At 41.5% G+C, this 21,084-nt stretch carries 18 protein-coding genes; 2 read left to right on the top strand and 16 right to left on the bottom strand.

Annotated elements, in window-relative coordinates; all coding sequences use genetic code 11:
* Positions 1 to 21 precede the first annotated feature (21 nt).
* The 4 genes from IE339_RS06665 to IE339_RS06650 all read right to left on the bottom strand — a co-directional run bounded on the left by IE339_RS06665 (position 22) and on the right by IE339_RS06650 (position 4,253).
* On the bottom strand, positions 22 to 252 hold the full coding sequence (locus tag IE339_RS06665; protein ID WP_431522781.1) for an EamA family transporter: 231 nt from the start codon (positions 250 to 252) through the stop codon (positions 22 to 24).
* Between the two features lie 13 nt (positions 253 to 265).
* Positions 266 to 817: a YdhK family protein gene (locus tag IE339_RS06660; RefSeq protein WP_242175057.1), complete on the bottom strand. Its 552-nt coding sequence runs from the start codon at positions 815 to 817 to the stop codon at positions 266 to 268.
* Between the two features lie 83 nt (positions 818 to 900).
* Positions 901 to 3,507 carry an FtsX-like permease family protein gene (locus IE339_RS06655; protein WP_242175056.1) on the bottom strand — a complete coding sequence of 869 codons (2,607 nt, stop codon included), beginning with the start codon at positions 3,505 to 3,507 and terminating at the stop codon, positions 901 to 903.
* Positions 3,504 to 4,253 (bottom strand): ABC transporter ATP-binding protein, encoded by a 750-nt coding sequence (locus IE339_RS06650; RefSeq protein ID WP_053399937.1) that lies wholly within the window; start codon positions 4,251 to 4,253, stop codon positions 3,504 to 3,506. Before IE339_RS06650 ends, IE339_RS06655 begins: the two co-directional genes overlap by 4 nt.
* 156 nt (positions 4,254 to 4,409) lie before the next feature.
* Between IE339_RS06650 and IE339_RS06645 the strand changes: the two genes are divergently transcribed.
* Complete coding sequence (locus IE339_RS06645; protein WP_242175052.1) at positions 4,410 to 5,102, top strand: response regulator transcription factor; 693 nt, start codon at positions 4,410 to 4,412, stop codon at positions 5,100 to 5,102.
* On the top strand, positions 5,099 to 6,517 hold the full coding sequence (locus tag IE339_RS06640) for a sensor histidine kinase (RefSeq protein ID WP_242175051.1): 1,419 nt from the start codon (positions 5,099 to 5,101) through the stop codon (positions 6,515 to 6,517). The genes IE339_RS06645 and IE339_RS06640 overlap by 4 nt, the downstream gene beginning before the upstream one ends.
* A gap of 36 nt (positions 6,518 to 6,553) precedes the next feature.
* Here the strand turns inward: IE339_RS06640 and IE339_RS06635 are convergent, their stop codons facing one another.
* The 12 genes from IE339_RS06635 to IE339_RS06580 all read right to left on the bottom strand — a co-directional run bounded on the left by IE339_RS06635 (position 6,554) and on the right by IE339_RS06580 (position 21,056).
* Positions 6,554 to 6,754, bottom strand: a complete 201-nt coding sequence (locus IE339_RS06635) for a holin (RefSeq protein WP_242175048.1) — start codon at positions 6,752 to 6,754, stop codon at positions 6,554 to 6,556.
* Between the two features lie 71 nt (positions 6,755 to 6,825).
* On the bottom strand, positions 6,826 to 7,608 hold the full coding sequence (locus IE339_RS06630; protein WP_242175046.1) for a serine hydrolase: 783 nt from the start codon (positions 7,606 to 7,608) through the stop codon (positions 6,826 to 6,828).
* A gap of 1 nt (position 7,609) precedes the next feature.
* Positions 7,610 to 8,614 (bottom strand): ABC transporter ATP-binding protein, encoded by a 1,005-nt coding sequence (locus IE339_RS06625; protein ID WP_242175044.1) that lies wholly within the window; start codon positions 8,612 to 8,614, stop codon positions 7,610 to 7,612.
* 32 nt (positions 8,615 to 8,646) lie between these two features.
* Entirely contained in the window at positions 8,647 to 9,558 is a 912-nt protein-coding gene (locus IE339_RS06620; RefSeq protein WP_242175043.1) for a C40 family peptidase, read from the bottom strand.
* On the bottom strand, positions 9,551 to 10,651 hold the full coding sequence (locus IE339_RS06615) for a dipeptide epimerase (RefSeq protein ID WP_242175041.1): 1,101 nt from the start codon (positions 10,649 to 10,651) through the stop codon (positions 9,551 to 9,553). Before IE339_RS06615 ends, IE339_RS06620 begins: the two co-directional genes overlap by 8 nt.
* Before the next feature lie 148 nt (positions 10,652 to 10,799).
* Positions 10,800 to 12,419 carry a peptide ABC transporter substrate-binding protein gene (locus IE339_RS06610; RefSeq protein ID WP_242175039.1) on the bottom strand — a complete coding sequence of 540 codons (1,620 nt, stop codon included), beginning with the start codon at positions 12,417 to 12,419 and terminating at the stop codon, positions 10,800 to 10,802.
* Between the two features lie 61 nt (positions 12,420 to 12,480).
* Positions 12,481 to 13,479 (bottom strand): ABC transporter ATP-binding protein, encoded by a 999-nt coding sequence (locus IE339_RS06605; RefSeq protein WP_242175037.1) that lies wholly within the window; start codon positions 13,477 to 13,479, stop codon positions 12,481 to 12,483.
* Positions 13,480 to 13,482: 3 nt separating this feature from the next.
* The gene (locus IE339_RS06600; protein ID WP_053399927.1) at positions 13,483 to 14,427 is read right to left on the bottom strand and encodes an ABC transporter permease; all 945 of its coding nucleotides are present in this window, start codon (positions 14,425 to 14,427) and stop codon (positions 13,483 to 13,485) included.
* 3 nt (positions 14,428 to 14,430) lie between these two features.
* Positions 14,431 to 15,360 carry an ABC transporter permease gene (locus tag IE339_RS06595; protein ID WP_053399926.1) on the bottom strand — a complete coding sequence of 310 codons (930 nt, stop codon included), beginning with the start codon at positions 15,358 to 15,360 and terminating at the stop codon, positions 14,431 to 14,433.
* Positions 15,361 to 15,375: 15 nt separating this feature from the next.
* Positions 15,376 to 16,194, bottom strand: coding sequence for a M55 family metallopeptidase (locus IE339_RS06590; RefSeq protein ID WP_242175035.1), 819 nt, complete (start codon positions 16,192 to 16,194; stop codon positions 15,376 to 15,378).
* A 233-nt stretch (positions 16,195 to 16,427) separates the two neighbouring features.
* Complete coding sequence (locus tag IE339_RS06585; RefSeq protein WP_242175034.1) at positions 16,428 to 16,778, bottom strand: DUF1033 family protein; 351 nt, start codon at positions 16,776 to 16,778, stop codon at positions 16,428 to 16,430.
* A 99-nt stretch (positions 16,779 to 16,877) separates the two neighbouring features.
* Positions 16,878 to 21,056 carry a tetratricopeptide repeat protein gene (locus IE339_RS06580; RefSeq protein ID WP_242175033.1) on the bottom strand — a complete coding sequence of 1,393 codons (4,179 nt, stop codon included), beginning with the start codon at positions 21,054 to 21,056 and terminating at the stop codon, positions 16,878 to 16,880.
* Positions 21,057 to 21,084: the final 28 nt, after the last annotated feature.

Raw genomic sequence — 21,084 nt, 5'->3', positions numbered from 1 at the left:
CTTGAAGAGGGTTCAAAAGATTTATGCTTCTGCTTTTAATACAAGCATAACACTAGCTAAAATAAGACTTGCACCGAAAATAAGGCCGATTCCAAGCTGTTCATGTAGCAAAAGCCAGCCAAGAAGAGCGCCAACGAGCGGCTGAAAGAAGAAAAAGATGCCTTCGCTTGATGCTTGTAACAACTGCAAACCCTTATTTCCTAACAAAATGAAGGTTAGTATATTCACACACATAAAAAAAGAACAGATCAAATCGATCTGTTCTTTACGGCTTTGAAAGCTCGCTTTCCGTTACCCATTTATGATTGCGAACTTTTTTACCACCCGTTGTTGGATTGTAGTCCACCATGTACACCGTCGTTTTTTCAGCTGAATTAACGGTTGCCTCAGCACCCTTCATCCCTTTCATATGATCGGCTTCAAGAGTTACTTCCTTTCCAGGCTTTAACTCCTTTTTCCCAGCTCCTTTTATCTCTTCTTGAATGACCCATTTATGATTTTCTACTTTCTCCCCACCGGTTGTTGGTGTATACGAAACGGTATACGCCGTTGTGTCGTAGGCGCCAACAATCGTCGCTTTTGCTCCGTCCATTCCCTTCATATGATCAGCCTTCATGATTGCCTGACTTCCAATTTTAAACGTTGGGTTCTGAGACGCTTGAAGATTTTTTGGAACCTCTCCACTACTCGAATGATTCATTCCCTCATGGTTCATCTCATGAGATTGACCATCTGACTTCTCATCGTGTCCAGAACTACTGCAGCCACTTAACGCAATGATTGCAGCAGCCCCTACCGCTAACCATGTTCTCTTCATTTTTATTCCTCACCTTCTTACGATGTAGTTGTTTGGTTCTATTGTAACCAACGCTTGTGTAGATATTGTGAAGATAAGAAATGTTATTCTTTTGAAAGGTCTTGTAAAATAGGTCGCTTGCGCAGCGATAACGCAGGGGCAAGCGTTGCAAAAAAACCAATTACGGGTGATACGAGTAACGCTAGTGAAACGAATGGCCATGAGATTATTAGTTTAGGATAATCAAGTGCTAGTAAGAGCTGATTAAGAATAATCGTACCGAAGACCGCTCCTAAAAGCCCACCTGTAAACGTAAGCAACATTCCCTCTGCAACGGTTATTTGTATAATTCGGCTCGCATTTGTCCCAAGCGCTCGAAGCGTTGCAAATTCGCTCACTCGTTCTCGTAAGCTGCTAGCCATACTATTCATTAACCCAATAAAGGATAAGAAGCATATTAGTGAAACGGTGACAATCAAAATTGAAAAGCGCTGATTAAATTGCCTAGATAACTGATTCAGTTCCTCCTCCAGATTAAAAAGAATTATTTTAGAAGATGGCTCGTTTGCTGTAGCGTCTTGTACCTTTTTTTCGACTTCGTCCTCAAACGCCTTTGATGTTACCTTATAATGAACTTCATCTAGCGTATCAACACTAAACTGCTTTTTCATAAAGGGAGGTGACATATACACTCCCATGTCTTCTGGATCACTTAATGGCAATGTTTTAATAATGCCGACTACTTTAAAACGTGCAGATTTCTTCATTTTCTGCTTCTCGTTTACAGTCATTTCATTTTTCGTAAACGAAACAGCTGTATCCTCTATAACATTTATCATAGAACCTATTTTGTAGCCTAAAAGCTTTGCTGTGTACTGTGTGATGACCACATGATTGCCATTAAGATTGGTCGTGCCTTCTACTACGTGTAATGGTAATGACTGAATCATTCTCTGAAAATCTACCCCCTCTACTCCCAGCATCACTTCTTGACGTCCGTTGATTGTATAGGTCATGAGCTTGTCATCTTTTTTTACTCCATTCATATCTAATCCTTGTGTATAGACCGCGATACTTTTAAAAACAGGAACAGCCTCTACATGAGGAATAGAGTCAATGCGGTCGTAGAATTCGGGTGAAAGACCTCGTTCATCATACGCTGAATTTGAACTAATGACATGACTTAGAGGATACTGATCTTGAATGGATTTCTCCGTTCCATTCTTTACGACAGTTAGAATTCCTGTACCTACTATGCAAACCATAATTCCTAGTAAAACGATGCCTACGATTTGCGTACTTCTCCTTAATTGCCGAACAGCGTTTCTTCCTATCAATTTTCCGTATGAAGAAAACAATGCAGAAAAAACGTTCATCAAGACGAGAATCGTATTTTTTATAAATAAGGATAAACCTAGTAACACAGAAAGAATGAGTAACCCTGCCGCTAATAGGTATAGCTTTGGACTATGAATATACACATAGTTGCAAAAGGTTATACTCAGCGATAGTGCGAGAGCAACACCGCTTGTGATCACGGATAATAACCGTTGTTTTCTAATATCATAAGACGCCCGGTAGGCTTGAAGCGGAGATTGGTTTCCTGCCCCAACTGCTGGTAGTACACTCACCATAATCGTCAAGGCAATAGCTAGTAGCGTGTTTCCAAAAACAGCTCCCCAGTGTATAGCTAGCTGCTGAATCATTATTCCACTTATTTGTGCGACCGTACTTTTTAATACAATGGATAAAACCATTCCCCCTAGCAATCCAATCATTCCTGATATCACATTCATGATGACAGATTGATATAAAATGATCCATATGAGCTGTTTTTTCTGTGCGCCTATTAATCGAAGTACTGAAAACTCTCGTTTACGTTCTTGAATGGACATTTGCAGCGTGCTAAGAAATAACAGCATACTTCCAAACACAATAACGACTCCGAGTCCTGACACGACAGGCTTTAAACCACCCATTTGATCTTGTTCTTTATCCTTCATTGACTGTGGATCGATGTAAAAGTCTGAATCGATCTCTTTTAATTGTTTAATAATGTGCTGCTTCTGTTTAGCATCTATTAATTTAATGAGTAGCGTCGTTGTATGATTGATTTGCCCCGTCGCATCACCTAACCATTTAAAATCAAAAAGCACGATGGATTGTAGTGCTTGATGTTTCTTCAAAATGCCTGAAACGCGTACCTCCTGTGGACGCTGAGGCGGAAAGGGGAACTGAAGCTTTGAGCCAATATGTAGCTTTTTCGCTTTAGAAAGGCTGTATGGAATCACGACCTCACCACGTTTTGGCAACCTTCCAGATGATAGTTTCGTCAGCTGATGTTCTCTTGCTAGCTGCTCATCTTTTACGCCAATATACATCGGCTGAAGCGCCATTTCATCTTGAAACGAATGTTCTTTTCCGATATACGGATATAAAAAGGGCGTTGTTTTCTCCACGTCATCTAAATGCTGAATTTTATGTACAATATGCGGCGTGATGAAAGACTCTGCACTTTGGTACCCTACTACTAAATCATAATCACCATACTTCTCCTTAACAATTGATGTATTGGCATGTTCTAATGTTGCCATCAAAACGGTTGCTGCAATTAAAAGAGAAAAACCAATGGAAACGCCGGCAATAGATAAAATCGTCCGGCTTTTTCTAGCGGTCATTAAGCGAACGGCTAACTTGAGGATCGTCTTCATACCATCATTCCTTCTACTCGTTCAGTGATTTGAGCAATGTACTCTTTTCTACTGTATCCCTCATTTAGTAAGGTTAGTTCATCCTTCACCCTGCCATCTTGCAAAAACAACACACGATGCGCGTAGGACGCAACGGTTGCATCATGGGTCACCATGACGAGAGAATGACCAAGGTGATCACAAAACTCCCGCAAAATAGCGAGTGTTTCTTTTCCAGTCTTAGAATCTAGACTTCCTGTTGGTTCATCAGCGAGGATAATACTTGGCTTGGTAATTAAAGATCTTGCGATAGCAACACGCTGCTGCTGACCACCTGATAATTGCGAAGGATACTGATCCTTTAAATGATCGATTCCTAACCGTTTTAAAAGCTCCTCTCCCGATTTTCGAGTACGCTTTTGACCTGCTAATTCTAATGGTAATACGACGTTTTCAAACACGGTTAAGACCGGGAGAAGATTAAAAAATTGAAAGATAAACCCCACCTCTCGACGCCGAATGTTAGTTAACTGTTTATCCCCTAGCGAGTAGAGTGAACGACCATTTAAAAAGACGCTACCTTTTGATGGTTGATCTAATCCAGAGAGCATATTTAACAAGGTTGATTTTCCCGAGCCGCTTCTTCCCATAATTGCGAGGAACTCACCTTTTTTCACTTCCATGCTTACACCCTTTAATGCATAAAACGATCGGTTTCCCTCTTCATAAACTTTGCTTACGTTTTCTACTTTTACTATTTGGTTCATTATGTAAAACCTCCTTGTACATGTAACTTTAGAAGAAAAGTCTCAACATACTGTTCATGAAATATCAAAAAAGTATCAATTTTCGGGAGTAAAACAATGCAAAAAGGATTTATTTGGTATAATGAGGTCGAATAAGACAACTGTGAGGGATCAAATATGAAGCAACGAATTTTACTTATTGATGACGAAGAAGAAATTGCGGAATTGCTAGAAGACTTTTTACTAGTAGAAGGATACGAGGTCTACCAAGCTACGACTGGAGACGATGCAAAAAAAATTCTCGCTCAAACGACCATTCATTTTATTTTGCTTGATATTATGATGCCAGGTGAATCAGGGTTCACTCTCTGCAAGCAAATTCGAGAGCGCTATAATACACCTATTCTTTTTTTAAGCGCCTTGCAAAACGATACGGATAAAATTCGCGGGCTCTCGATCGGAGCAGATGATTACATCGTCAAAAATGCGACGCCGTTAGAAATTATCGCTCGTATCAAAGCTGTTAACCGAAGAGTCTATCGTGATCAACCTGCTTCTCTACGATCGGAGGTGGTGAGATGTCGCGATGTCGAATTGCAGCTTTCCACAAGACGGCTACAGGTTAACGATCAGGAAGTAGTTCTAACAGCAAAGGAATTTGAGTTAATGAATTTATTTTTATCTCACCTCAATCAAGTGTTTACGCATGAACAAATTATTCAACGAATTTGGGGATATGAAGACGGGGACTCTCATACGGTTCGTGTATACATCGCAAAGCTACGCGAAAAAATAGAAACAAAAACAAGCTCATTTCAGATTTCGACTGTGTGGGGAGTTGGATACAAAGCAGAGGAGAGAATAGGATGAACGGACTTCAGCTCTCGATTAAAAAATGGGCTCTCCTTTTTCTACTACTGTTCTTAATCGTTCCGATTGTAATGACTAGGGTAACGGTTTATTTCTATGATCACTTTTCTTCTCCATATCAAGATGAATTAGAAAGTACAACCCCGTGGTTACAGAGTCATGTTTTAGAAGAAGTACACAGATGGGATCAACCATCCTATCAGCAATTGCTAAATCGCTCTTCACGTAAGCTAGGAATTCGTTTGGAGCTGTTAAATAGCGCTAAACAAACGGTTTTCTCTAACCTGTCTCACACAAATAGTTATCAGCTTCATTCAACGTCAGCAGTTCAAATAGAGGAAGCGGGAACAACTCTTGAGCACTATCCTATCTATGAAAACAATCGGCTAATCGGGACCGTATATGTGCAGGATCAGCGCTCTTTCATACCGCGAAAAACTTCTTGGACTCATTACCTCATCACTGAGTGGGGCGGATTATTTGTATGGCTTTTCTTTTTTTCTTTCATTTTAGCGATAAGCCTTCGTTTTATTAAACAAAAAATTCTCTATCCGTTAAAAGAGTTTAAACATGCGACTGCCTCGATCAGCAACCAACATTTTAGCTTCCCCGTTCCTACTACGCCTGTAAAAGAAATTAACGAGCTGTCTACGGCCATTCAAACGATGCAAGTAGAGCTAGAATTATCATTGCAAAAACAGGAAACAATGGAAAAGGAACGAAAGCTATTTATCTCGTCCATCATTCACGATTTGCGAACACCCTTGTTTACGATTAGAGGTTCATTAGAAGGGATCAAACAAGGAATTGCGCAAACACCTGAAAAACTAAGCAAATACATTGAGATTAGCTATCAAAAAGCGACCTTGCTTAATCAATTAATCGATGATTTGCATACGTATACCATTACGAACTACATAGAAACTCCTCTTCAAAAGCAGGAAATTTCGCTTCATCCTTTCCTTTCTGACATGATCATGGGATTTTCATCAATGGCGAGAGAGAAAGATATTGAGCTTATCTATTCCAAGTGCGACAATAGCATTCACATAAACGGTGATTACCTTCTCTTATCACGAGCCTTTGAAAATATAATTGGAAACGCTATTCGCTATACAGGAACACATGGTCAGGTTACGATCACTGTTTCAACGGCAGACCCAGATTTTGTTCATATGCTCATCACAGATAACGGAATAGGAATTTCATCAACCGAGCTTCCTTACATTTTTGAACCTTTGTATCGTGGAGAAAAATCACGCAACCGAAAAACAGGTGGAAGCGGATTAGGACTCGCAATTGCCAAGCAGGTCGTTACACAACATGAAGGAACTATTTTCATAGATAGCAAGCTAGAGGAAGGAACGACGGTGACCATTTTACTTCCTTATGTATACAAAAAGCCGATCTCATAACTGAAATCGGCTTTTTTCTATAAACGTTTATTTTACTTACTTGTTTTTATCATCAGTGAACCATTTGCTTACAGTAGCAGGATTGCTGATGACTCCTGCTGCAACAAGAAATGTTAATACAGCATTAATGACCATGTCGTACTTTTCAGTTGAAATTTGCACCCCAAATAATTGAAGAATCATGAGTAGTAAAGATGCTAATGACACCCACAGTCCGTAATTTTTCCAGCGTCCCATCGTCATCACTCCTTATTCTAGCAACTTCTCTATTAGCATATGCAGTTGCTAGAATAAAGTGATAGACGCGTTTACGCTTTTTTCAAATACTGATGTAGTTCATATCCAATGGCTGAAATAGCGGATCTTCCCTCATAAGAATTGACGAGCTGATCGGTTAGAACCGCTACATACATACGCTGCCCATAGCCATCAATAATCGCGACATCGTGCTCCACGCCTTCTAACTCACCTGTTTTGTTGGCAATCGTGACGGTATCATCCATTCTCGCTGGGAGCTTATCTTGAAATTGCTGCTTGGTTAAGATCGAATAAATCTCTTGCCTACTTTCACGTGACAAAAAATGTTCATCGTCTACCAGTGTTAACAGCTTCACCATGTCGCGCGCAGACGTCCAATTATCCTTCCCTTCTTTGACAGCCTCAAAATCCATCATTTCTCGTTGCAACACGGTCGCTTCTGTGAAGGCGTGACAATAATCATTAACGGCATTCATGTTCAAACGATGAATAAGCGCATTTGTCGCCATGTTGTCTGAAACAGTGATCATTAACACGGCCAAATCGTACCACGTGAGCTTCACATCGTTCGTAAGGGACTGAAGAACTCCTGCTCCGCCGACTCTCTTAAAATCCTTTATTTCGTTTATCTCACGTAAATGAATGAGACTCTGTTCAACTTGATGAAAGAGTTCAAGCAAAATAGGAATTTTAATGAGGCTTGCAGATGGCATAGACAGATCGCCGTTCACATTAATATGTTCGTTTCCTAGCTGGACATAGACACCCATACGTCCACTTATCTCGTTTACAATGTTCTCGATTGCATTCTGTAAATCTTGAACCTTATTCATCTTAACTTGTCGTCACTTCTTGCTTTTGCTTGTCCATTATCTCTCCATTATAAAGGTGACACGCCACAAAATGACCGCTCTCAGCTTCTTGCCAAACTGGTTTTTTCGCTGCGCAAACGTCCATGGCATGAGGGCAACGCGTGCGGAACGTACAGCCACTCGGCGGGTTAATTGGACTTGGAATTTCCCCTTTTAAAATAATACGCTGACGCTTGTCCTCTACGTCGGGGTCAGGAATCGGGATGGCTGATAGAAGCGCCTGCGTATAGGGATGAAGAGGATTTTTATAGAGCTCATCGCTTGTCGTAAGCTCCATCATATTCCCTAAATACATGACGCCAATTCGGTCACTAATATGCTTTACCATTGAAAGGTCATGCGCAATGAATAAATACGTAAGTCCTTGTTCTACTTGAAGCTTTTTTAATAGATTGACTACCTGTGCCTGAACAGACACATCTAAAGCAGAAATCGGTTCATCCGCAATAATGAACTCTGGCTCTAGCGCTAGCGCACGAGCGATTCCGATTCGCTGACGCTGCCCACCGCTAAATTCATGAGGATATCGGTTAGCATGCTCACGATTAAGCCCGACAAGTTCTAGAAGTTCGTAGATGCGCTCATTTTGTTTCTTCTTGTTCGGATACAATCGATGTACTTCCATCGGTTCTGCAATAATATCTCGCACGGTTGAACGAGGATTTAACGATGCATATGGGTCTTGAAAAATCATTTGAATTTTGCGCTGATACTTGCTGCGCTCCTTTTCTGATAATTCGTCCATATCACGTCCTTCATAGAGAACCTTTCCATCCGTACGATTATACAGCCGCATAATTGTTCTTCCCGTTGTCGATTTTCCACATCCAGACTCACCTACTAAACCAAACGTTTCTCCTTTGTAGATATCAAACGAAATACCATCGACCGCCTTGACGACTTGATTTTTATCTGCTGGGAAATATTTTTGTAAGTTTTGAATCATCAATAGACGTTCCTTCTCCATGCCTAACCCCTCCATTTTTTCCAAAATCTATCTTATTTCCAATATCGGCTTGCATGACAGAGCTCTTTTTCATAGATGGTGCCTTTTAATTCAATGACTTCAATACCTTTTCCTGTTTGAGGAGCATGAATCATTTCTCCGTTTCCACAATAAATTCCAACATGATGAAGCTTTCCTTTTCCTTCTTCATACGCGAAGAATAGAAGATCGCCGGGCTTCAATTGATGAAACGGTACGCTCTCACCTGAAGCTGCTTGGTCGTGCGCATCGCGTGCGATCATGATTCCATTTGCTTTGCACATCGTATAGCTAAACCCCGAGCAATCAAACCCAAATCCACTCATTCCACCCCATAAGTACGGAAGACCAATAAACGCTTTTCCAGCTCCGACAATTCCTTCACCGCTTCCTATTGGAAGTTCCTTCAACGAACGTAAGAACGTAATATCTTCTTTTTTTACACGTGCTGTTCCTTGAGGTATTTGAACGCGGATGTACGTTCCTGACTCCTCTACGACCGGTAGCCTCGTTTGAAAACTTACGTGAAGAAGCGGCTGATTTTCGTCATCATATAGCCATGCTGTTTGCTTAATAACGCTGATAAGCGGAGATTGCTCAACGTCCCAATCAGCCACTTCTGTCAGCTGCCTTTTTGGCATCCATCCAGGATAGCCCCGTTCCTGCTTTGAAGACGGCTGTTCAGGAATGATCACTTCTACCCACTCACCGTGTTCGCTTATGATCTCAACTTTTTGACCAAGAAGCACCTGTGTTTGAACAAGATTATGATTGCATAGATCAAGAAGCTGATCATGACTTAAGCTTTTAATCCATCCTTCAATATTTGCCGGATAGCTCACCGCTTGTTGATCCAATTCTCTTGGTGAGTCATGAGATGTCCAAATCGTTGCGACCGGTACGTTTACAACAAATGATTTACCCAATTTGTATGCCTCCTTTTAAATTTACATCCGTAATACCAAGGCCCGTTTTTTGAGAGAATGAAATGTGGCGTCCACTGTAGTGAATACCGCCCGTGACGATATCTTCTGCAAGCATGAGCGGTGCATCAAAATCAAAACGCGTAATGTTCTTTTTACTAGCGGCAAAGTGGGCTGCAGCCGTAATGCCTATCTTTGTTTCAATCATGCTTCCTACCATACATTGAATGCCGTTTAATTCAGCAAGGGCATTAATTTTTTCGGCTTGATAAATGCCGCCTGCTTTCATAAGCTTAATGTTAATTAAATCCGCACTTCTCGTCGCCACTACTTCTAGCGCTTGATTAGGTGTAAATACACTTTCATCTGCCATAATGAGCGTGTTGACGTGATCCGTTACTCTTTTCAGACCTGCGATGTCTGACGCGATCACGGGTTGCTCTACTAGCTCAATATTGAGTCCCAAATCTTCCATTTGACGAATCGTGTAAATGGATTCTTTTACGCTCCATCCTTGATTGGCATCTAGACGTATTTTGGGCTCATTGCCAACCACCTGGCGTATTCGTTTTATGCGCTCAATATCGGTCTGAATGTCATCTTTCCCAACCTTGATTTTTAGAACGTCAAATCCATCCTTTATGTACTGCACAGCATCATCTGCCATTTCTTTTGGCTCATTTACGCTTACCGTGTAGTCTGTTTCAAGACTTCCTCTGTACCCACCGAGATATTGATACAGCGGCAGACCGCTATGCTGTGCCAAGCAGTCGTACAGTGCCATATCCACAGCTGCTTTTGCACTTGAGTTTCGAACGATGCTAGAGGCTATATCATGAAAAAGAGCTTCATAGTGTAAGAGATTCCTTCCGATTAGCTTTGGTTTAATCACCTGCTGAATCGCTGCTTCAATGCTATCTAAGCTATCACCTGTAATTACTGCTGTTGGCGGCGCTTCTCCCCAGCCAATTGTTCCGTCATCACACATCACCTTTACGATAATCGCTTCGGCTAAGTGAACTGTGCGAAGCGCTGTTTTAAATGGTTTATGTAATGGTACTGCGACTCGATACGTATGTAATTCTGTAATCTTCATTCCTAGTCCCTCCCCATCTATCTACCGTGCTTTCAAAAATTCATCTGTCTAACATCCATCCATACGCATTAACTTCACTCATTTACTCACTATATGCAAGAAGGTGCCCAGGCGTGTTGCCCATGGACACCTTCCTAGCTGTGCTGTTTTATTTCTTGTCTGCCCACTTAAGTTCTAAGTACCCAACAGGATGACGGACAATTCCTGTTACGTCTTTATTTTGTAAATACACTTGGTTGTAGAAATGAATTGGTAAGATTGGCATATCATCAAATAAAATTTGTTCTGCTTCGTGCATAATTTTAAAACGTTTTTCTTCGTCGGCTTCGCTCTTCGCTTGTTTGATTAGCTCATCATATTTTGGATTGCTCCATCCCGTACGGTTCATTGAATGACCCGTTTGGAAGTTTTCTAAAAAGTTAATTGGATCAGCATAATCAGCTAAGAATGAACTGCGTGAGAATTGGAATTTAAGCTTCTTTTGCTCGTCTTGGAACACGTTCCACTCCATATTCGCAAGCTTCACATCAACGCCTAAATTTTCTTTCAGCATATCTTGCATTGCTTCTGCGATCTTTTTGTGATCTTCACTTGTGCTGTACGTTAATGTAACAGCTGGTAACTTACTGTATCCTTCTTCTTTCATCCCTTTTTCTAACAATGATTTTGCTTCTTTGTTATCAAATTCTACAAGATCTCCGCCTGTTTTACGGAAGTCATCTCCTGAAGGTTCATTAAAGCCTGGTGAAACGAATGCCGTAGCTGGTTTTTGTTTTCTTTTCGTTACGTAATCCACGATCTTTTGTTGATCGACCGCCATCGCGAACGCTTTACGAATGTTCGCATTTTGGAATGGTTCCATGGTTACGTTAAAGCGGTAGAAATATTCACCTGCTTGGTCATCTACTTTTACTTCACCGTCTTTGAAAAGCTTATCACTTAAATCAGATGGTACGCCTGATGTATCAAGCTCACCCGTTTGGAAAAGCTGATACTCTGTCGTTGTATCGCTCACTTCAGCCCAATTTACTTGATCAAGCTTTACATTTTTCGCATCCCAATATTGATCGTTTTTCTTCATAACAAAATTACTGTCATGCTTCCATTCTGTTAACTTGAATGGCCCATTAGCAACAAATGTGTCAGCCTCTGCATACCATTTCGGATTTTTCTCCGCCACTTTTTGATTAATTGGGAAAAACGCTGGGTTTGCAATAACGCTTAGGAAATAAGCTTGTGGACTTGTTAACGTGACCTCTAACGTTTTATCATCTGTTGCTTTTACTTGCACGTTGTCTGCTGTTCCTTTACCCGTGTTAAATTCTTCGCCGCCCTTAATGAAATAACCTAAAAATGCAGCAGAAGAAGCTGTTTTTGGATCTAATAATCGCTTCCAAGCAAATTCAAAGTCTCCTGCTGTTACAGGATCACCGTTTGACCACTTTGCATCATCACGAATATGGAACGTGTATTTTGTTCCATCCTCTGATACATCCCAGTCCTTTGCCGTAGCGGCTTCAGGATTGTGATCTTTCCCTAAACGCGTCATTCCTTCCATAAGGTTGTTTAACGCATTCCAAGAAACAGAATCAAATCCGATTGGCGGATCAAGTGAAGTTGGCTCCTGACCATTGTTCAAATACAGAACCTTTGATCCTTTTTTACCACCGCTTTTCTCTGAGTCACTTGCTTGATCACTTGTTGCCGTACAGGCTGCAAGTGCAAATACAAGCATGACCATTACACATAGCGAAAACACTTTTTTCATTTAAAATCCCCCTCAGTCTAGTCATCTATTATAATCTGTAAAACAGATAAAACCCCTTCGTTTATGCTAACGTACTGACAAGCTTTTTCGCTCTCTCATCCTGAAGCCAGCAGCTCGTATGATGCCCCTCGCTAATGATCGTGTCACTCGGATGTACACGGTCACACACTTCCATCGCATACGGACATCTTGGTGCAAACGCACACCCTGTAGGCGGAGAGAATAAATCAGGCGGTGACCCTGGAATTGGAATTAAATCTCCACCTTCCAAATCTAACCTCGGAACAGAATTTAGCAGTCCTTTTGTGTACGGATGCTGCGGGTTATAAAAGATTTCTCGCCTTGTTCCTGCTTCCACTACTTTTCCTGCATACATGACGACCACCCGATCGGCCACCTGAGCAACCACGCCTAAGTCATGCGTAATGAGAATGATCGAAACGTTCGTTTTGCGCTGAATATCTCGGAATAATTCGAGAATTTGGGCTTGAATCGTCACATCAAGAGCTGTTGTTGGTTCATCCGCAATAATGACTTCCGGCTCGCAGACCAATGACATTGCAATAACAATGCGCTGCCTCATTCCCCCACTAAATTGATGAGGATATTGCTTTAAGCGCTCCTTAGGACTTGAAATTCCTACTAGCTCTAGCATTTCAACTGCCTTTTGTTTTGCTTGTTGCTTCGTTGCTTTCGTATGTTGCATAATTCCTTCTGTAATTTGCTCCCCAACTGTAATCGTTGGATTCAGAGCGGTCATTGGATCTTGGAAAATCATTGAGATCTCTGATCCTCTGATTTTACGCATCTCTGACTCTTTTAATTTCGTTAAATCGTTCCCTTTGAATAAAATAGAGCCGTCTGCAATACGTCCCGTTGCTTTCGGAATAAGGCGCATAATACTTTGAGAGGTAACACTTTTTCCACATCCTGATTCCCCTACAATCGCAATTGTCTCGCCCTTATGGAGATCAAATTCGACTCCTCGTACTGCTTTTACGGTGCCCCCGTATGTATCAAAAGAGACGTGTAAGTTTTTTATTTCAAGTACCTTTTCCATGCTTTACCTCCTTAACTTCGGATCTAATGCGTCTTGAAGTCCATCTCCGAGTACGTTAAATGCATACATCGTGATCGAAATAAAGAAAGCTGGGAAAAACAAACGCCACCAGTAGCCAGCTAAAATACTTGTTACTCCGTCACTTGCCATTACTCCCCAGCTCGCATATGGAGCCTGAATGCCAAGACCTAAAAAGCTTAGGAAGGCTTCAGCAAAAATGGCAGAAGGAACAGTCAACGTCATTTGAACGATAATCGCGCCCATTGTGTTAGGCAGTAAGTTTTTACGGATAATTCGAAATACCTTCGTTCCAAACGTCTGGGATGCTAGCACAAATTCATAGTTTTTAATTTGAAGCACCTGTCCACGAACAATTCGCGCCATTCCTACCCATCCCGTAACAGTAAGAGCCACAATGATCGTTCCCATCCCTGGTCCCATGACAACCATTAGAAGAATAACGACAAGAAGGTACGGTAGACCATATAGCACCTCTACGATACGCATCATGATGTTATCGGTTCTCCCACCTTTGTATCCCGAAATCCCTCCGTACAACACACCAATAATAAAGTCAATTAAGGCCGCCATAAATCCAACAAACAGCGAGATTCTAGCTCCATACCATGTTCGTGTGAACACATCTCGGCCCATATCATCGGTTCCAAACCAGTGCGTAGAGGACGGCGCTAAGTTTTGATCTGTCAACGTCTGCTTTGTCACGCTATGAGGAGAAATGATGGGACCAATAATAGCCATGATAATGAGAACAATTAGCATTACAAGCCCCGTCATCGCCAACTTATTTTTGCGCAGCCTTCGCCAAGCATCCTGCCAATAGGAAAGACTTGGTCTTACTACTGCTTCTGCTTCATTTGCATCTTTTTTCTTTGGTACAAACCATTCATCTAAAACCGTATTCGGGTCTTGTTGTGTAGGAAGTCCCATCTCTTACCCCTCCTTCTTATGAAGCTTAATTCGAGGATCTAAAAACCCATAAGCTAAATCAACCACAAAGAGCATAAAAATTAAAAATGCACTATAAAATACGGTCGTACCCATGATTACCGGGTAGTCACGATCGTTAATACTCTGGACGAAATATTTCCCCATCCCAGGAATAGCGAAGATCTTTTCAATGACAAAGCTTCCTGTTAAAATACCTGCAGCTAGCGCTCCGATGATCGTCACAACAGGTAACAACGCATTTCTGAGCGCATGTTTTACAACAATTTTAAACGGCGTAAGCCCTTTCGCTGTTGCTGTTCGGATATAATCCTGCGTGAGAACCTCAAGCATGCTAGACCTAGTCAGGCGTGCAATGATCGCCATCGGTCCTGTAGCTAGTGCCACAGTTGGCAAAATCATATGCTTCCAGCTTGTCCACATGGCACCAGGTAGAATCTCCCAGTTAACAGCAAGCTGCTGAATGAGCAGGGGAGCCATGACAAAGTTTGGGATGGAAATTCCTAAAACAGCTAGGGTCATAGCGACATAATCGACAATTCCGTTGTGAAATAAGGCGGCGATAATTCCTAAAATAATTCCGGAGATAATAGCAACAATAAGCGTTACGGTTCCAAGTTCGAGTGATACTGGAAAACCGCGTGATAGCAAGTCATTTACCGTTGAATCTGGTTGTTTAATTGAAGGACCAAAATCGAACGTGGCGATCGATTTCAGGTAAAGAAAATACTGCGTGTAGAGCGGTTGATCTAAATGATAATGTGCCTCTAAGTTCTTTTGAACGACGTCGCTTGTGTTACGCTCTTGGTTAAATGGTGAACCTGGAATCATATGCATGAGAAAGAACGTAAGTGTGGTAATAATCCACAGCGTAGCAATCATCGCGACAAATCGCTTAACTATATATTTTCCCATTGTCATCACACTTTCTTAACAGAATGTTGTTCGCATTGCAAGCTCAGTCATGACGAGCATCGCTTGATAAGCTTCTAGTATGTTATCAGCTTCATAACGTACAATCGTTGTTCCTTTTTCAATTTCTGTTTTAGGCATTAAGTGAGCCCATTCGGCTTGTCCATAATTGGCAAATTCAATTCGAAGAACCGGTTTTTCAGGAGGAACGAGTGGTTTCACTTCTTTTTTTAGCGCTTCTTCTGTCTTCGCCTTTAGCAGCTCTGCCGCTTTTGCGGGTGTTAAGCTCTTGGACGCCGAACGCGAAATCGCTTCTTTAACTACCGCTGTCGTTACATTCGGGATAAGCGCCTCTGCTTCAGCAGCCGCTTGATCATCACCTGCAACGAGTAAAACAGGTACTCCATAGTAACCTGCTACGTATGCATTGAATCCTAATTCTCCTACTTCAACCTCATTTATGTACATACGGCGAACGCCAAAAATCATGCTATGTGTCATTACTCCTGGAACGGAAGCACGAGCGTGATAGCCAAGAAACATCGCTCCTTTAAAGCTGTCATCTAATCCTTGAACCATAGAGAATGGTTTTACATCACCTGTAATTAACTGCGTATCCGGGTGTAGATGTTCAATAAGCAAGTTGTTCATTTTTGAATGGCTGTCATTCACCACAATTTCCTCGCATCCAGACGCAAAGGCGGTATTTACCACGGCATTGGTTTCATTCGTCATAATCAGTCGCCCACGTTCATAATTGTGTCTAGAAGAATCGACGTGCGATGCATCAACAAGTCCTGTAATTCCTTCCATGTCGACAGAAACGTACAATTTCATTCTGCTGTCCCCCTGATTTTTTCTTTTATACTTTTTTAAATTTTCTTAAAATTATAGATCATATGATTCGAGATTGCAATTAGATGTCAGAAAATAAAAAAAATATTGGTTATTGACGAATTCTTCATTTTTTGCGTAAATTGGACTTCTTTCAAAGAATGAAATCCGCTAAAAAAAAACGAAGCCCGAACAAATTGTTCGAACTTCGTCTTTTTGGTTGGTTTTTTAACCGATTAGTTTTTTACTGATTGCATGATGTACTGAAGAGCCTGATCATCACCTTGAACATCATATAGTTCCCCGTCATACTGCAGGCGAATACTGTGGAAGACTTGCAAATAGTCCTCACAGGCCTCGCAATAGACTTCTTCATCCTTATTCCAAAAGCTATATAGAGAATAGTTCTTATGCTTTGATTCCGGATATTGTGCTTTGTACTCATTTACAAGTTCTACGTAGCGGGCAAGAGCTGCTTCTTTTTCATCAAAGGAAAGCTCGCTTGTAATTTGATCTTGCCAATCGCTTAAAAAATACCAAGGCTCACAATCTTCTTTTGCTACATAAATCGTCCAGCCTTTTTCCATCTTAAACACCTCTTTTAACTTGACCCCTTACACCTAGTATATACGTTTTCTTCCTATTACCCAAAGAATATACCTATAAGTGGAAAAAAGAGGAACATTTTAAGCTTTTAACAACCCCTGCAATCGAAGCGGCTCTAGATCTTCGTCTATAAGCGCCTGCTCCTTAAAAAAGCCACTCTCATCTTCTTTTAGGACACGTTGTAGCTGCTCATTCGCCTCTTCATAACGATGTAGCGTTGTTAAATAACATGCCTGATTGTACCTTGCTTCTAAAAACGATTCATCTGCACGCAATACGTTCTCTGTTAATGCGAGCGCTTTGTCTACTTGATGAGTGGCATAGTAGGCGCGACTTAGCTCATTTTGTAGCGTAAGCGAGGAATGAATGTTTGTTCCCTCTTCTAATACTCGAACCGCATCTGTATACCGTCCCATTTTATGATAAAGAGCGCCAAGTCCCTGATGTACGTTTCGAGTATAAGGGTTTTTCTCGATTGCACGCAGAAATAACTGCTCGGCTTCTTGATCATAGGACATCATCTCTAATAAAAAGGCTTTTTTCACCCAAATTTCCTCTTCGTCTGGTGCTTCCTGCATCATCTGCTCAGCAAAAGGAATGGCTTCATGAGGATCTAACTCCTGTGAATACGTTAAATGCAGAATAAGAAGCTGATCAGCTAGCGACAGACTAAATGAATGATTCAAGCCTTTTTTCAATACTTTTACTGCGTCCTTTACGAGCTCCACTTTTTCATATAAATGTGCCAGCTGTTCATATGCGAGCTCGTTATCAGGGTGTAGCTTCATCGCTTTTTCATACAAATCAATTTGCAAACCGAGCCTCATCAACCGACGAGATTTCCCTTTGATTTTTGCAAAAGCACGAGTTAAAAAGGAACTCGTATTCTGTTCGGAAGCTTCTTCATTTTCTCCCACCGCCATCGCTGTATACACGCTCGCCATGCTCTGCTCTTCGTCTGTAAAAGACATACCTTTGAACCATTTTGGTATTTCCATCGTCTCGTTTAAGCTGTCGGCAGCCATGACAAATAAAGAATAAAAATCCTCTCGATGAGGGTTTTGTTCAATCAAGCGTCTCATTCGTTTTAATGTCTCCGTTGGATTAGTCTTCAAGACATGCGCTGCATAATGCTTTTGAAGTTCTAGATGATTTTCATTTAACTTCAACGCGCTCCTTAGAGCTACTGTTGCCTGTTCATCTTTACCAACCGCTTCATAAACATAAGCCAAGCTATCCAAACGCCATTCTTCCAAAACCTTTCCGTGAATATTTTGTAGCAACTGTATGAGCTGTTCATAATCCTCATTAGTCGTGGACAGAGCGGCAAGTGCTGCCATATTGACATCCATTGGATTTTGATCAAAAGCTTGTAGCAAGTAGTAGCGCTCTGCTTTCTTATCTTCCTCAAAGAATGCGATTTCTGCTAGGGACAAGTAGTCCTCAGCACTTGCTTCCTCTACTTGCATGCTCCGTTCATAATAGCTTTTTGCTTTGTTTAGAGCGCCTAATCCCTTATAAAGTTCTCCAAGTCTAGACAGCGCTTTAGGTACTTGTTCAAAAATCAGCTCATATGTGGCAATGGCCTCCTGTACGTTCCCCATTTTTTCAGCAAACAAGGCTGCGTAATAATCATACATGTCGCTTCCGTTTTTGATTTCTTTTAGCTTTCCGACAAATTCGTATCCACGCTGAAGAAACGTCGTGCTATCAAGCGCTTGGACATACAGTTCTAGTGCCGTTTCTTCCTTATACGTCATGTGAAGAAGACCTGCCTCGAATAAATCCAACGCACGCATCAATAGTGAATGATCCTTCTTCAACTCCATTCCCTCTGCAAACAACAGCTGACCAGCGTTAATTAAAAAGTCGCTTCTGTCTGAGAATTGACTCTCTAGTGACTGTAAATAAGCAAAGGCTTGATCATATTGCTGTTGACGAATAAATACATGCGCACTTCCAATGTGAGCGAACACTTCCTCTGAATTTCGATCTAGGCATTCCTGATACATCGCCAATGCCTTTTGATAATGTTCTTGATCGTGATAAAAATCACCTAGCCTTAAATAAAGGGAGTCAGGTTCAAGCACGTTTTGAATTCCTTCTTTTAAAAGGGGCTCGACAAGCTTCATTTTCCCCGCCTGTTCGTATAGCTCTACTAGGGACTCATAAATTGGAACAATCGTGCTATCGAGCGCTTTTGCTGTGCAATATCCACGAATGGCTTTTGCATTCTTTCCGAGGATCTCATCGCATTTTGCACGTTCATACCAAAGATAAGGATCCGTTTGATGATGTCGAATGAGCTGATCAAGCATCATGCGGGCTTCTTCCACACGTTCTTGTTCCCGCAAAATGAGGGCATGGTTCATATGTACAAATACTTCCTCATGTCCCGTCATAACTGCAATTTCAGAGTAATGAAGCGCTCTTTCTCCCTCGTCTTCATAGAGCGAACTTAGCGCCATATAACTCCAAACGTATGGCTGATCCCAATCTCCTTCTAAAGAACGTCTGAAGTAATGAATGGCCTCATCATACCGATCATACTGAAAAGCAATACGCCCTTTTAAATAGTTGTACATCGGGCTTTGGCGTTTCTTTGTTACTTTCGTTAGCCAATTGTTGGCCTCATCTAGCTCATTTAACTGTACGAGGCTGTAAGCGATTTGTAGCTGAATATCTTTGTGATGACTCGCACTTTCCTTTAAGCGCTCCGCACACTCTAGAATAAAGTCCTTCTGTTCCGGTAAATGAAAATGCTTCACTACGTACAGAGGGGTATAGAGGATGTCCTGATGATTCTGTAAAAAAGCAACAAATTCATGGAGATGCCTGCTCGCATCCTCCTCCATTTTTTCAGCAAACTCATACATTTGTTCGAAATACACGTTCTCACTTTGTGGCAGAGCGTTGAGCGATTTGCTATCGCTCGGAGCAAACACCAAACACATATAATACGTATTGGCATATGTTTCTTGAAACTCTTCGTAAGACACTAAGTTAGGCTCTAAGTTATTCGGATCTTGGACATGTAGAACAGCAAGCGTATCGTCATAGCCGAACACAACCTGAACGTGTGCCGTATGCTCCATATCAATCGAAATTAATATCGGTATGTTCATATCGAGCAACTTTTTCAAACGATCCACAGATCCAACAAAAAAGCGTGTGGAAAACCCTAACGAGCGCAGATATGCAGCCGTCGTCGAAAGCTTGGATCCTGTGACATCAAAGATCGTAGACGCAATTTCCACCTGAGATTTTCGGGCGCCAAAAAGCGTGAGCATCATCTCCATACTAGCGGGTACACAATAATTATGCTGTTGAACGACTGGTTTAATAGGTAAGATGTGTGAATTGCCTATTGGATGATTGGTCAACCTTCTATACGGAGATTTTTGCAAACGTTCTGTTTGTGCTAAAAACTGGCAAGCCTCCTCTATTTTATTTAAGCGGTACAGGGCCTCGACTCGTAAATGTGCGACGTATCCCTTATAAACGTGAAAAGGAAGAAGCGCCTCGACTCGGTCGATGGCTTTAGGAAGATCAGCAAATCGCTTTGCTCCTCTTAACCTTCTTACTCGCTCCAAAGAGAAAGACGGGATATCAGGAAAAAGGTCCTCCCCTTCTTCCGCAAGCTGCAGCGCTTCTTCCGCCTGTCCTGCCGCAGCCTTTAAATCGATTAGTAAGAGCCTGCACATATATCCTCTTGTGCGCTCATCCATCCCTTGTTTTAACGCGGCTTCCGCTTTGTCTACTTCTCCGAGCTGTAAATAAAAATAACCCCATTTATCAAAGACAGGGCCAGTTTTCTCTTTCTCAATTACCTGCATGAGAAGCAGCGCCTCGTCGTACCGACGCATTTCAAGGAGTGCACGAACGATCGTAAAGCGTGCCCTTTCTCCATCAGATAAAGAGTACTCTTTTGTTTGAAGCGCTTCTTCAAGACTTTCCATGGCATCTAATGCTTTTCCTTCATCAACCCATTCGTCGCATACCCATACAAGAGTCCGAAGCGTATTGAAGCGCCGATGCGCGTAACGGGCAATGAAACCTGTGTAATGATACATATGACCTTGATCAAGCAATCGTAATATATAGTAAAAATCATCTACCGATTGAAGTGATGATAATCGTTGTTTTAAAAATGAGACTGACTTTTGTTGCTGTATGGATCGAATTTCTTCATATATTTCCTGTAGCGCAGGTAAAAATTTATTCTCCTTGATCCACGTACGAATTTTAACTATATCCATCCTCCACCTCTATCTTTCCTCTATCTTC

This window comes from Priestia koreensis (genome assembly GCF_022646885.1).
GTDB lineage: Bacteria > Bacillota > Bacilli > Bacillales > Bacillaceae_H > Bacillus_AG > Bacillus_AG koreensis_A.
Note: the sequence above shows the minus strand (reverse complement) of the source record. Positions and strands in the feature narration are given on the sequence as shown.